We start from the raw sequence: 12,240 nt of genomic DNA on the forward strand, positions 1-12,240 counted from the left end.
CTCGTCCACGACGCCCACAACCCCAGCCCCACCACCGCGTTCGCCCTCTCCCGCCTCGCCGACGCCGACACCCTCCACCACACCCCCATCGGCGTCCTGCGCAGCGTCGAAAGACCCGTCTACGACACCCTCATGTCCGACCAGCTCGACACCGCCATCGAACAACACGGCAAAGGAGAACTGGACACGCTCCTCGCCGGAAAGGACACCTGGACCGTCGTGGGCTGACCCGCTTCTCCGTATCGTGGGCCCCGGCGGCCTGTCGGCCCCCGCGAACAGAGAGGCCCACGGCGTGCACCCGCTCACGGACGACCCGATGACCGTCGCGATGGCCGAGATCCCCGGCGGTACCGTCGGCCTCCGGGACGACCGCCGGGGCACCCGCTGGCAGGCGGAGATCGCGCCCTTCCTGCTCGGCCGGTACCCGGTCACCGCCGGGCAGCACGGAGACGTCACCGGAACGGTCCCCGCCCCCTCCGCGAGCGGCGCCGTACCCGTCACGAACATCAGCTGGCTCGACGCCATCGAGGTGTGCAACCTGGTCTCGGCGCGGGCCGGGCTGGACCCGGCCTACTCCCGTGACGTGCGGAGTGGCGAAGTGACCTGGGACCGGGCGTCCGACGGCTACCGCCTGCCGACCGAGGCCGAGTGGCAGTACGCCTGCAGGGCGGGGACCACCGGATACCGGTACGGCGAGATCGACGAGATCGCCTGGTACGAGGCCAACTCCGGGGGCCGCGCCCACGACGTCGGCGGCCGGACGCCCAACGCGTGGGGGCTGCACGACATGCTGGGAAACGTCTGGGAGTGGTGCTGGGACCTCTACGACGAGGAGATCTACGGCGCGTACCGCATCTTCCGCGGAGGCGGCTGGGCCGAGTCGGAGCGGGGCTGCGGCGCGACGGTACGCCGCCGCAGCCACCCCACGTTCGCCATCGACGACCTCGGCTTCCGGCTGGCCCGCGGAGCTGCCTGAGGTCCGGTGGGCCGGGGCTCGAGAAGGTCTGAGCTGAGCTCAGCCCGTCGCCCCGTCGCCCCGTCGGCCGGAGCGAATCGCATGCCGGTTGTCTGCTGCCGCACCACCGTGCCGCGCGCCGCGGGAGGGGCCGAGCCGATCCGTCCGACGACGCGAAAACCATACGGACGATCGAGTCCCGGTGAGGTACGTTCCTCTCGTCCGAAGGGGGGCGAAGTGGCGAAGCTCAACCAGATCATCGCCGTGGAAAAGGGTGTCAAGAGCAAGTCGCTCCAGGACATCACCGCGGCCCACCACAAGGTGCAGAAGCCCGTACAGCTGGCCGGTATCTCGCGTACGTACCAGCCGAAGGACGAGGAGGGCGAGCAGCTGCCGCCCGAGTCCACGCGCGTACAGGTCAAGACCGAGGACGTGCTGCGTGAGATGTCCGCGTCGCTGACCCGGCTGTTCGACGTGACCGCCACCAAGGACTGGGCCAACTGCTCCGCCCGCGCCGACGTCACCGTCGACGGACGGACGATCGTCCGCGAAGTGCCGGTCAGCTACCTGCTCTTCCTGGAGAAGCAGCTCACCGACCTGCACACCTTCGTGAAGAAGCTCCCCGTGCTCGACGCCTCCGAGTCCTGGTCGCTCGACCCGTCGACGGACTGGTGGAAGACCGAACCGGTCCGCACGATCCGGACGAAGAAGGTCCCGCGCAACCACGTCAAGGCCGAGGCGACCGAGAAGCACCCGGCGCAGGTCGACGTGTACTACGAGGACGTGCCGATCGGGTACTGGACGACCGTGAAGTTCTCCGGATCGCTTCCGGCGAAGCGGGTGAACGAGCTGCTGGAGCGGGTCGAGAAGCTGCAGCACGCGGTCAAGTTCGCCCGCGAGGAGGCCAACAGCGCCGAGGTCACCGACCAGCGGGTCGGCGACGCGGTGTTCGGCTACCTGTTCGGCTAGCCCCGGACGCAGGTAGCATCCACAATCGCCCCCACGCAATGTCGTGGGGGTGCGCACCATCACGCGGCCGGTTGAGGTCCGGTCCGTGTGACGAGCGCAAGCTGAAACTGACGTTCAGCCTGAAGACGCGGTCACGGTGAAGGTTCGAGTCCTTCCCCCGGCACCACCTGCCGGGGTAGCCCAACATGGCAGAGGCAGCCGCGATCACACTCAGACTCTCGCTCAAGCTTCAGCATCGCCACCGACTGCCAGATCGACCGGGTACGGACGAACACCGTTGAATGCTGGTTCGAATCCGGCCTGCACCTCTACATGGCGCGGTAGTTCAATGGAAGAACGCGACGGTCTGACGACTGATCCGCACTCTTAAACGGCGCTGGCAAGCGCAATTGGGTGGCATCCCCAGGGGCCCGGGAGCTGGATACGACTCCCGGGCTCCGCCACGTCCGGTGGGAGGTGGCGCTACGCTCTGCGCAGCCGGGCGATGATGCCGTCCAGGTCCCTTCGGAACAGGTCGGGGCGCACGAAATGCCCGCCGGGCACCTCGTGCCACTCGTGAGGGATACCGGCCGCGCCGAGGCCGGCCCGGAACTCCCGCTGGCCCGCGAGCACCTGCGTCTCGTTGACCGTGTCGAACCAGTTGACCGGGTCGGGACTGGTGCCGGCGACCAGGAAGACCCGCTTGTTCCGGTAGCTCTCGACGCGCTGCACGGGATTGTCGGCGCTGACCCTCGCCTCGTCCCAGAGCGGCGCACCGTAGACGGTGCCCCCACCCAGCTCCACGGCCGCTGAGGAGGCGTTGGCCCAGTGGGTGACCAGGCCGAAGTCGCGGCGCAGGCTGGCCGGCCCGGAGTGGGCGCTCACCGAGGCGAAGTGGCCGTAGTACTTCGCCGCGTACTTCAGCGCCCCGAAGCCGCCCATCGAGAAGCCGGAGACGGCTCGGCCGTCGTACTCGGCGTACGTCCGGAAGTTGGCGTCGATCCACGGGAGCAGCTGGGCGATGTGGAAGGTCTCCCAGTTGCGGGGGCCGGTGCGGGAGCTGACCGGGTTGGAGTACCAGCCCGCGTGGCCACCGTCGGGCATCACGACGATGACCGGCTTTCCGGCGGTCCAGGCGCGGATGCCCATGCGGTCGAAGGTGATGAAGTCCTGGTCGGTGCCTCCGCCGTGGAAGAGGTAGAGGACCGGATAGGTGCGTCCGCCGGTGTGGTAGCCGTCGGGGAGCAGGACGTTGACGCCCGGATCCCAGCCGATCGCGTCCGTCGCGAAGCGGTAGTACCACATACGGGGGTCGCTCTCGTTGCGGTCAACGATGCGTAACCCGAAGCCGTCGCCCGCGGCACCGGCCGCCGATGCCGACGCCAGGACGCTCCCTGCGCCGAGGGCTGTCGCCGTGGTGAGTCCGGCGACGGCCTTGATGACAGTCCTGCGGGTGGGGCGGTGCGTACTCAACATGATCTCCTGGGGGGAAGTGGAGCAGGCCGAGTCAGGCGCGAGTCAGGCGGAGTACCCCTTCGGCGGGATCAGCGTGGCGAGCTGGTCGAAGGAGATCCAGTAGATCTGGTTGCCGCTGAAGGAGGCGGGGTCGGCGATGAGGACGGTGCGGTCCACCTCGTCGTAGCCGAAGACGGTGAAGTAGTGGTAGATCGTCTGGTCCGACGGGTACCCGGGCGGCTGGTTGCCCGGCGGGGCGACGATGTTGGCCACCAGCGGATAGTTGCGGTCGATGTCGAACACGATGTCGTACCAGAGCAGGTCCCGCTGTCCCTCGGTGGGCGGATCGTTCGGCATCTCCTTGGTCTCGTACCAGCCCCCGCCCAGGTTCGCGTTGAGGACGCGCGTCACCTGGCCGATGTGGTCGGTACCCGCCTGGGTGGTGCCGAGCTGCCACGCGAGATCACCCTGGCTGGGCGGGGCGGTCCGGGCGGAGAGAGCGATGCGGGTGGCGGCCGGACCGCACCAGTAGCCGGTCTCCTGGACCTGGTAGTCGATCTGGAGCCAGTGCGCGCTCCGGGTGCGCCCGGCGTCGACCTTCAGCCGGCTGCCCGGCTCGTCGAACCCGCTGACGACGGCCGTGCCGGCCCTCGAACCATGGGCGAGTACGGACACCTGAGGGACGGACGGTGCGGGCGACGCGTGTGCCATGCCGGGCTGCAGGAGAGCTCCGACGGCGACGGCTGCGATCGCGGCGGACACAAGTCTCTTACGCATGAAGGCTCCTGGGGGACGGGCCCTTGCGGGAAGTGGCGATGTGGGGGGATTCCCGGTTCGTGTGCGACAGCGGGGACCAGCGTGATTGCCGACCCGTTACGGACGCAAGCGCCGAAAGCTCAGGCTTACCGCGGGACTTGGGCTGCCGGCGACGCTGCTAGGGCCTCGGCCCGCCCCGGGCCTCGGTGGCGAGCAGGGCGCGGCCTTCCGCCGTCGCGACGTGGAAGGACCGGCCCGCCCTGCGGACCGTGGTGATCAGACCGGCCGCGCGCAGCACGTTCACGTGCTGGCTGACGGCGGGGTGGGTCACCTGGAGGAGACGGGCGGCCTCGCCGGTGGAACAGCCGGTACGGGCCGCGCGCAGAAGGCCCGCACGGGTGTGCCCCAGCAGCGGCCCCAGAGGGCCGGTGCCTCCTGGGGTGCGGACATCGGGAGCGGGCTCGGCCCAGTCGGCGGCGTGGTGGATGGGGTACACGAGAACGGGTGGCAGGTCACCGTCCGCCAGCGTGGTCGGCGTGGGCCAGCAGAAGAAGGACGGCTGCAGCACGAGTCCCCGTCCGCCCAGATGAAGCTGCTGGTCGACCGGGTACGTGACTTCCAGTACGGGCGCCCGCCAGCGGATGTGCGGCCCCAGACCGGTCAGCAGTCCCTCGGTGCCCCGGTCGAGGAGGCTGTCCAGCCGGACCGCACGGTCGGCGTCGATGTGTGCGTGGACACGCGGCCAGTACGGGGCCAGCGCCTCCAGCTGATAGGTGTGGAGGGCATCTCCCAGACGTCGGAGGGCGTCGCTGTCGCCCGCGGCCAAGGAGCTGACCCAGCCGGGCACGTGCGGCGTGGACGCCAGGTGCGCCAGGTCGGTGCGCAGCCGAGGGTGCGGAGTGCTCATCAGGGTGTCGAGGGACGTCTGCAGGGTGGTGCGGTCGCCCGACGTGGGGGTGAGGAAGTCGGGCGAGTAACCGCGGGGCGGCAGCAGGCCGGCCAGCAGTGTGCGGCTGCCGGAGAGCCTCGGCCGCGCCCAGTGGCGCCACGCCCCGAACACCCTCTCGCCGTCGCGGCGCTGGAGGGTCTGCACGCTGTTGCTGATCTCCCAGAGGAAGTCGGGTCCTGGGGCCACCCGAACCCGCGCCAGGTCCTCGGATGTGAAGTACACCCGCAACATGGTCCCTCCAGCGAGAGATGAAGGTACGCCGATGCCGACCGTGGGCACTTCGGCGGGTCAACCAGCATGCGCACAACGGGAGTTCCCGCAGCCCGCCGGGTGCTTTCGGGCAGCGTACCCTCGCGCGATCGCCGCGTGCCCCGGGCGGGGCAGCAGCTGTTCGCGCCTGACGTCCGCCACGTTCAGCACGTGCCCCGGCCTGGGGTCAGGCCGGTCGGCCCGGCCAGCGTGCCCAGCGCAGGGACTCGGCCTCCTCGGGGGGCAGGAGGCCCGAGGCGATCAACGCCGCCCGGCCGGCCTGCCGGCCCGCGATCCGGTAGCCGTACTCGGACGAGTCGACCTCGCTGAACGAGCCCGCCGTGATCAGGACCGCTGCCGCCACCCCGTCCAGCCCTTCCAGCAGCCCCGCCCGCAGGGCCGGCAGGTACTCCGCGGGCAGCTGCGTCTCCGGGGCCACGCTCACCAGCTCGAACGCGCCGCCGGGGCCGGGCGGTTCGAAGTGCGCCACGACGTGCGCGTACGGCCCGCAGGCGCCGATGCTCATCAGCACGCGGACGCACACGTCGGGTACGGGGGAGGGGAGGCTGGTCATTGGCGGGCACCGTGGATTCGGAGGCCTCGGGGGATCCGGGGAACGAAAAGACCTTCCGATCAGTATGGTCACTGGTCAGAAGGTCTTTTGGCGCTTATCGCGAAGTGCCCCCGGCTGCGAACCCTGCCTCCAGACCGTACCGGGGCGAGCCGCATCGGCCTGTCGCCCAAACCCGGCGAGTCCGGGGCGCACGCGTATCAGGGCGGCGTACACCGGTCACGTGGGGGAGGTGCGGCACGTGGAGCCATTGCGGGACGACGATCCGAAGATGATCGTCGGGTACGCCCTGGTGTGCTGGATCGGGTCTGGCGGCACGGGGCAGGTGCATCTCGGGGAGTCCGTAGCCGGTCCTCAGGCGGCCGTGAAGGTCATCAAAGCCTCCGTGCTCGACAAGGACACCCGTGCCCGTTTCCTGTCCGAAGTGGACAGGATGCGCACCGTGTACGGGCCGTTCGTCACGGGTTCCGTAGGTGCCGACGCGGGCGCGCCCACTGCCGGAACCAACTCGCAAGTCCCGCCTGCCGCGACGGGTGCGGCGCGGCCTTGCGCAGCGCCCCCGTTCCCCAGTGCCGCCTCCGCGCGTTCGACGAAGTCGCGGTCCGGCATCCGGCGGCCCTGCTGGATCGAGGCGACCGTGCGCTTGGAGAAGCCGACCTGGTCCGCGAACTCCTCGCGGGAGAGCCTCGAGTGCTCCCGTAAGGCATGGAGGAACGCGCCGAACGTGCGCAGGCTGTCCGACATGCCGGGCTCGGCGCCGGCTCCCGCGCCCGTTTTGCCCGCCGCCGTACCCGTGACGCCGTCGTCCGTGTTCTCGTAGTCCCACTCCGCGTACACGTATGCTGACGCAGCGTACGCACCGTGAGGGCGGCACGATCACCAACTCCGGCTCCCAGAGGCACGATCCGCGACCGCGATGACCGATTCGAGGGATACGAGTCACCCGCCTGCTGTACTTTCCTGGCATGGTCACGGGCGAAATGAGCGAGAACGCGGAGTCCCGCTTCTCCGCTCTTCTGGCGGGCGCGGCGAGGTTTCCTGGTGTGCGGGTCGACAGGGAGGCGTACCTCCGGACGGCGCTGGCCCGTCATTGCTCGGAGGATCAACTGCGCCAAGCGATGGAAGAGAACCCCGCGGCGGCGGGCATCCCTCTTGACGTTCTGGACAGGGTGGCCGACGCCTCCATTCGCTATGAAACCGCCAAGGTGAGCGCGGTCTCCGCGGCTGCCGGACTTCCTGGAGTCCTCGCCCTGCCCGCCACGGTGCCGGCCGATCTGGCCCAGTACGTCGCCCACATGCTGCGCATCGCGCAGAAGCTCGCCTACCTCTACAGCTGGCCCGACCTGTTCTCCACCGACGGCGACGACCTTGATGACGCCACCAAGGGCGTTCTCACGCTCTTCTTCGGGGTGATGTTCGGAACCCAGTCCGCGAACGCCGCCGTGGGGAAGGTGGCGGGGATGATCTCCGAGCAGGTCGCCAAGAAGCTGCCCCAGCAGGCGCTGACCAAGGGTGTCGTCTACCCCATCGTGAAGAAGGTCGCCCAGTACCTCGGCGTCGAGATGACGAAGCAGACCTTCGCCAAGTCCGTGTCGAAGGCCATTCCCCTCGTCGGGGCCGCGGTGTCCGGCGGGCTCACGTATGCGACCTTCCGCCCCATGTCCAAGAGGCTCAAGACTCATCTCTCCGGCCTGGAACTCGCCAAGCCGGTCGGGGGTCAGGTCATCGTGGGTGAGGTCATCCAGGACGAGGACCGTCCGGCCGCGGACGAGGCGAAGATCCCGAAGCCGGGCCGTGACTGGCGTGTCCTGAAGCGTCGATAGGTCGCGGTTCGGTCCCTGCACGAGGGCGATCGGGCTTCGTCGAGTTCACCGCGATCCCGTGGCGGTGGTGCGGTCGCCGCGCCGGCGCTCGGGTCTTGAATCTCGGGGTTCGAGCGTCGTGGAGCCCTCCCTCACTCGTTCGGGTGCCCAGGGGAGGGTCCCCGGCCGACGCTTGAGCACCCGGATCAGGCGCCGGACAGCGTGTCCGCCAGCGACTGGAACCAGGCGCCGTGGGAGAACGGCTCCGGCGGGCCCACCTCCATGCCGAGTTCGGCGGCAGCCAGGGCGTAGTCCCCCTCGTCCAAGGGAAGCGCGAGCAGCTCCTGCAGTTCGCCCACGAGTCGGGCGACCAACTGCGGGTTGGTGGTGGCGGCGTAGTCGGCGACGGCGGCATCATGACCGGGGAACTCGTCGACGATGTCCTGTGAGAACCAGCCACCCAGTAGTTGCGCGGTTTCCGGGAACCGCGCGTGCCACTCCCAGTGCGTCCGCGGGGACGACGGTTCCGGGACGTCGCCCTCCTCGATGCTCTTCTTCAGGTGGTCGGCCAGCACCATCAGCCAGTCGCCGATGTCCGACTGAGGCTTTCCGGTGTCCGGGATCGAGTAGAACTCGCCCAGCTCTTGCCGGATGCGGCCCGGAGGATTACGGCTGTACTCCCGCAGCTGGCGCTCCGCCTCCGCGATGGCCGAGGGGCGGGCATGCCAGGTGTGACGGAGATACGCGTCCAGGGCGCGACTGCGCCGCTCCGGGATGTCGTCGGCCGGCTGCCCCAGATACGCGCGCATCACCTGGTCCAGCTCGCCGTAACGCCGGTCGTGTTCGAGGGGCTTCATGGACATGTGCGTGTGAACCTCTACAGGTAGAACGGCACGGTCGTGTGGACGACGAAGCCGAGCGGACTCGACGGCTCGCGGCGAAGCACCACGCGCGCCGCGCGGACGTCGACGGGCCCGCGCCCGGCCAGCAGGTCGCCCTCCAGCTGGACCCGGCCCACGGGCTCCTCGCGGGACGGCCAGGCGGCCTCGACGGTGAGGCGGGCCCGGGTGTTCTGGGCGAGCCAGCGGTGGATGGCCTGTTCGTTGGCGGTTACCACCTGCTGGGTGGCCCACTGGGCAGACTCCCGGTCGGGGTAGGAGGCGGAGCGGGTCAGCACAAGGGCATCCTCTCAAATCACCTGGTCAGAGCTTGCGCTCGTACGGGTGGTGGGCGGTTCAGTAGTCGGAGAAGTTCCAGAACATGCCGACCTCGGTGTCTGAGACGACGATCAGGCCGTAGTCCTCCGAGTACTCGCTCAGCGGGCTGTACGCCCAGCTCGATGATGTGAAGTCGAGTGTGCCGCTCACTCGGCCGGGCCTGTTGACGTTGGTGTGGTACCTGGCCTCGTCTCCGAAGCGCTCGAGGATCGTGCGGGCCATCGCGCGCAGCTCATCCGGGCCTTCTGTGAAGCGTGCCAGGTTGGACAGGGTGCACTTGTCGTCCGTGAGGGCCAGGAGCAGGTTCTCGGCGCTGTCCCGGTCGATCTCCTTCAGCCGCTCCGCGACGTACTCCGACGGGTGGGCGACGAAGGGGTACGTGGGGGACGCCTCACGCTCCGGATCCTGCGCCGCGTCATCGAGACCTGCCCAACCGCGGGGATCCGGGACCCGCGCCATCAGCGTGATCACGTCGAGGATCCAGTTCTCGTGGCGGCGTGGACCCGTGGCGTCATAGGGGCACGCGTCCTCGTACAGGTGGCGTACTGCGGCTTCCCAGGACTTCTGGTCGACGGACATGTGGTGCTGGCCTTTCTCGCCCGGTCGCCAAGACTTGGAGGGCATCGACGTCATGACGGTGAACGGTGGATTGCGGCTGCTGTCGTAACGGAGCCGTGTGTCGACGCCGGTCACGTCATACGCTTTGGCGTTCAGGCCGCCCTGCTTGTACCCGGACAGCGGGTCGCCGGAGTCCACCGGCTGCTTGCTCACGCTGCGGCCGCTGGTCTCACCGCTGGGCACCGTGTCGTAGAAGGACTTGACCTCGCCATCGGACGCCGGCGGAGGCCCTTTGATCCATGCCTCGATGGCGGCCTTGTTCGTGTTCAGGTTGCGCTCGGTCAAGTCCTCGGCGCGTTGGTAGTTCGGGAAGGCGGAGGAACCGCTGGGCATCGGCTTGCCGTATGGCCAGGCCGTCGTCGGGCCGTTCGACTGCTGGTCACGCAGGCGCTGCGCCAACTGCTCGTTACTCTTGCCGACGTGCTTGTCCAGGGTATGGCCGTCTGCCATGTACTCGTTGGCGGCGAGGTTGAGGTCGTAGTTGCCGTTCGAGTCGACCTTCAGCCAGACCTTCGAGTCCTTGAACTCCTCCAGGGCCCGGGTACCGAAGCCGTGCGCACGGGCGACGCCGGCCTCGAACTTGGGGGCGCTCCGGTATGCCTCGTCCAGGGGCCCCTTTTGCGGGTCGTCGCCGTTGAAGATGACCTGGACTACGTAGTAGTTCGCGACACTCACTCACGATCACCGGTGGACAACGACAAAGAACCGGACCCAGTAGGACTGGGTCCGGCTCTTGAAGTCCGGCACTTCGCCTGCTCAGCGAGTTGATCGCGCTGCTGGCGGAAGTGCCCCCGGCAGGATTCGAACCTGCGCACCCGGCTCCGGAGGCCGATGCTCTATCCCCTGAGCTACGGGGGCGAAATCGCTGCACTTGGCGGCGACGAGTGAAACCCTACCAGCTTCGGTGGGGTGTCCGGGAACAGGTATTTCCGCGTCGGCGCACCGGTTCGCCGACGGTCGGCCGAGGGCTCGGCGGACGGGTCACCGAGACCGTGTGTCGCCTGCCGGGCACCGCGCGCCGAATCAGGGCCGTGGGGTGCCCGGCCACCCCTCCGAGGGCGGAAGTGGGCAAAACCCGGACGCAGCCCCTCCGGCGGACCTACTCTCGAAGGGTGTCAGGGGCGTACGGCCGCGTGCTTGTTGTGGACGACAACAAGGTCATCCGGCAGCTGATCAGGGTCAATCTCGAGCTGGAGGGCTTCGAGGTCGTGACCGCGGCCGATGGTGTCGAGTGTCTGGATCTGGTCCACCGGGTCTGCCCGGATGTGATCACGCTCGATGTGGTGATGCCCCGACTCGACGGAATCCAGACCGCTGTCCGACTGCGCGCCGATCCGCGGACGCGCCATCTGCCCGTCGCCGTGGTGAGTGCCTGCACGCCGTACGAGGTGGACTCGGGGGTGGCCGCCGGGATCGACGCCTTCCTGGCGAAGCCGTTCGAGCCGAGCGAGCTGGTGCGGATCGTCCACCGCCTGATGCGCAGGAAGGACTCGCCGTCGGTCGACGGCAGACACGGTGCCGGGAGGGCCGGGAGCACGGCCGGATGACGGTACGACCGGCCACTGCCCGCCCGCATCCCGGAGTGCGCGGGTGACCGGATGGCGAAACGGGGTCGCGAAGTGCCCCCCTCCCTCCCATACGCTTGTCCCGTGACCCCCGCAGATCTCTCCCGAACCGTGCTGCGCGCTGTGCGCCGCGCGGTCGACGAGGACGTCCTGCACGCGCCCGTGCCCGCGCGCGTGCGGGTGGAGCGGACACGGCCCGGCGGCACCGGCGACTACGCCTGCGCCGTAGCCCTCCAGCTGGCCGGTCCTGCCGCGCTCCCCGCCCGGGAGGTCGCGAGCATCCTGCGCGACCGGGTGGCGGCGGTGCCCGGCATCGGACGGGTCGAGATCACCGGGCCCGGGTTTCTGAACTTCACGCTCGACGCGTCCGCCGACACGGCCGCCCGCGCCGCGCTCGTACACGACGTACGGGAGCAGGGCCTCCGGTACGGATGGCGCAGCACCGACGCCGGGCGGCTCCACCGCCTCCACCACCCGCCCGAGGTCCGGGCCGCGGTCCACGCCCAGGCGGTCGGTCGCCTCCTGGGGACGCAAGGCGCCCGGGTACTCATCGGCTGCACCGGAGCGGCCGACCGGGACTGGGAGCGTCTGGGCGTCGTGGCCGGCCCTCGCCGTGGGCCGGAGGAGAGTTTCGAGATCCGTCCCGTGCCCGCCCGCGCCACCGCCGCCGAACTGCTGGAGCACCTCGGACGGGACGCCGCGCTGTGGGGCCTGCTGCGGCCCGCGGCCCATGACCACGCCCCGCTGGGCGACGAGCTCCTCGTACAGGGCGAGGCCAACCCGCTCTTCCTGGTCCGCTACGCCCACGCGCGTGCCCGCGCACTCACACGGAATGCGGAGCAGCTCGGCTTCGCCGGCGCGTACGAGGAGGACGTGGACGCACCCGCACTGCACGCCGCGCTCGCCGACCACCCCGGCGTACTCGCCTCAGCCGCCCGCCACCACGCTCCCGACCGGGTCGCCCGGCACCTGGAGACGGTGGCGCGCGCCTTCTTCGACCTCCACGACACGAACCCGCCGCTCCCCGTCGGCGACGAGAAACCCTCGGCCGCCCACCGCTCCCGGCTGGCTCTTGCCGAAGCCGCCGGGACGGTGCTGGCAGGCGGCCTGTTCCTGCTCGGCATCAGCGCGCCCGAACACCTCTGAGACCTGAGA

General features: G+C 69.6%; 12 protein-coding genes, 1 tRNA gene and 2 pseudogenes. 6 read left to right on the forward strand and 9 right to left on the reverse strand.

Annotation, left to right across the window (positions count from 1 at the left end; translation table 11 throughout):
• From ABZS61_RS22075 to ABZS61_RS22085, 3 genes and pseudogenes are all read left to right on the forward strand, one after another.
• Positions 1 to 228, forward strand: a pseudogene (locus ABZS61_RS22075) (2-oxoacid:ferredoxin oxidoreductase subunit beta); the annotation flags it as partial.
• A gap of 100 nt (positions 229 to 328) precedes the next feature.
• Positions 329 to 976: an SUMF1/EgtB/PvdO family nonheme iron enzyme gene (locus tag ABZS61_RS22080; RefSeq protein WP_356424311.1), complete on the forward strand. Its 648-nt coding sequence runs from the start codon at positions 329 to 331 to the stop codon at positions 974 to 976.
• 216 nt (positions 977 to 1,192) lie between these two features.
• The gene (locus tag ABZS61_RS22085) at positions 1,193 to 1,924 is read left to right on the forward strand and encodes a hypothetical protein (RefSeq protein ID WP_356423743.1); all 732 of its coding nucleotides are present in this window, start codon (positions 1,193 to 1,195) and stop codon (positions 1,922 to 1,924) included.
• 462 nt (positions 1,925 to 2,386) lie between these two features.
• On the opposite strand, the gene ABZS61_RS22090 is transcribed toward ABZS61_RS22085, so the two are convergent.
• From ABZS61_RS22090 to ABZS61_RS22110, 5 genes and pseudogenes are all read right to left on the reverse strand, one after another.
• The gene (locus ABZS61_RS22090) at positions 2,387 to 3,376 is read right to left on the reverse strand and encodes an esterase family protein (RefSeq protein WP_356423746.1); all 990 of its coding nucleotides are present in this window, start codon (positions 3,374 to 3,376) and stop codon (positions 2,387 to 2,389) included.
• 45 nt (positions 3,377 to 3,421) lie between these two features.
• The gene (locus ABZS61_RS22095; RefSeq protein ID WP_356423749.1) at positions 3,422 to 4,135 is read right to left on the reverse strand and encodes a C39 family peptidase; all 714 of its coding nucleotides are present in this window, start codon (positions 4,133 to 4,135) and stop codon (positions 3,422 to 3,424) included.
• Between the two features lie 157 nt (positions 4,136 to 4,292).
• Entirely contained in the window at positions 4,293 to 5,294 is a 1,002-nt protein-coding gene (locus ABZS61_RS22100; RefSeq protein WP_356423752.1) for a winged helix-turn-helix domain-containing protein, read from the reverse strand.
• 205 nt (positions 5,295 to 5,499) lie between these two features.
• Entirely contained in the window at positions 5,500 to 5,886 is a 387-nt protein-coding gene (locus ABZS61_RS22105; protein WP_356423755.1) for a hypothetical protein, read from the reverse strand.
• Positions 5,887 to 6,368: 482 nt separating this feature from the next.
• Positions 6,369 to 6,627: pseudogene (locus ABZS61_RS22110) on the reverse strand (helix-turn-helix transcriptional regulator); the annotation flags it as partial.
• Between the two features lie 221 nt (positions 6,628 to 6,848).
• On the opposite strand from ABZS61_RS22110, the gene ABZS61_RS22115 reads away from it, so the two are divergent.
• Positions 6,849 to 7,706 (forward strand): hypothetical protein, encoded by an 858-nt coding sequence (locus ABZS61_RS22115; protein WP_356423758.1) that lies wholly within the window; start codon positions 6,849 to 6,851, stop codon positions 7,704 to 7,706.
• Between the two features lie 185 nt (positions 7,707 to 7,891).
• Here the strand turns inward: ABZS61_RS22115 and ABZS61_RS22120 are convergent, their stop codons facing one another.
• From ABZS61_RS22120 to ABZS61_RS22135, 4 genes are all read right to left on the reverse strand, one after another.
• Positions 7,892 to 8,548 carry a contact-dependent growth inhibition system immunity protein gene (locus ABZS61_RS22120; RefSeq protein ID WP_356423761.1) on the reverse strand — a complete coding sequence of 219 codons (657 nt, stop codon included), beginning with the start codon at positions 8,546 to 8,548 and terminating at the stop codon, positions 7,892 to 7,894.
• A gap of 14 nt (positions 8,549 to 8,562) precedes the next feature.
• Entirely contained in the window at positions 8,563 to 8,862 is a 300-nt protein-coding gene (locus tag ABZS61_RS22125; protein ID WP_356423764.1) for an RNase A-like domain-containing protein, read from the reverse strand.
• 58 nt (positions 8,863 to 8,920) lie between these two features.
• Entirely contained in the window at positions 8,921 to 10,195 is a 1,275-nt protein-coding gene (locus ABZS61_RS22130; RefSeq protein WP_356423767.1) for an RNase A-like domain-containing protein, read from the reverse strand.
• A gap of 111 nt (positions 10,196 to 10,306) precedes the next feature.
• Positions 10,307 to 10,378: transfer RNA gene (locus ABZS61_RS22135), tRNA-Arg, on the reverse strand.
• A 254-nt stretch (positions 10,379 to 10,632) separates the two neighbouring features.
• Here ABZS61_RS22135 and ABZS61_RS22140 point away from each other — a divergent pair.
• Together ABZS61_RS22140 and nrtL are read left to right on the forward strand one after the other, a co-directional pair.
• Positions 10,633 to 11,067, forward strand: coding sequence for a response regulator (locus ABZS61_RS22140; RefSeq protein WP_356423770.1), 435 nt, complete (start codon positions 10,633 to 10,635; stop codon positions 11,065 to 11,067).
• A 102-nt stretch (positions 11,068 to 11,169) separates the two neighbouring features.
• The gene (gene nrtL / locus ABZS61_RS22145; RefSeq protein ID WP_356423773.1) at positions 11,170 to 12,231 is read left to right on the forward strand and encodes an ArgS-related anticodon-binding protein NrtL; all 1,062 of its coding nucleotides are present in this window, start codon (positions 11,170 to 11,172) and stop codon (positions 12,229 to 12,231) included.
• Positions 12,232 to 12,240: the final 9 nt, after the last annotated feature.

The sequence above is a fragment of the Streptomyces sp. NPDC005566 genome (genome assembly GCF_040605575.1).
Lineage (GTDB): Bacteria > Actinomycetota > Actinomycetes > Streptomycetales > Streptomycetaceae > Streptomyces.

Excerpts from the sequence above, each read along its gene's own strand:
- ABZS61_RS22080 (WP_356424311.1), top strand. The coding sequence starts at position 329 with ATGGCCGAGATCCCCGGCGGTACCGTCGGCCTCCGGGACGACCGCCGG.
- ABZS61_RS22095 (WP_356423749.1), bottom strand. The coding sequence starts at position 4,135 with ATGCGTAAGAGACTTGTGTCCGCCGCGATCGCAGCCGTCGCCGTCGGA.
- ABZS61_RS22100 (WP_356423752.1), bottom strand. The coding sequence starts at position 5,294 with ATGTTGCGGGTGTACTTCACATCCGAGGACCTGGCGCGGGTTCGGGTG.
- ABZS61_RS22105 (WP_356423755.1), bottom strand. The coding sequence starts at position 5,886 with ATGACCAGCCTCCCCTCCCCCGTACCCGACGTGTGCGTCCGCGTGCTG.
- ABZS61_RS22115 (WP_356423758.1), top strand. The coding sequence starts at position 6,849 with ATGGTCACGGGCGAAATGAGCGAGAACGCGGAGTCCCGCTTCTCCGCT.
- ABZS61_RS22120 (WP_356423761.1), bottom strand. The coding sequence starts at position 8,548 with ATGTCCATGAAGCCCCTCGAACACGACCGGCGTTACGGCGAGCTGGAC.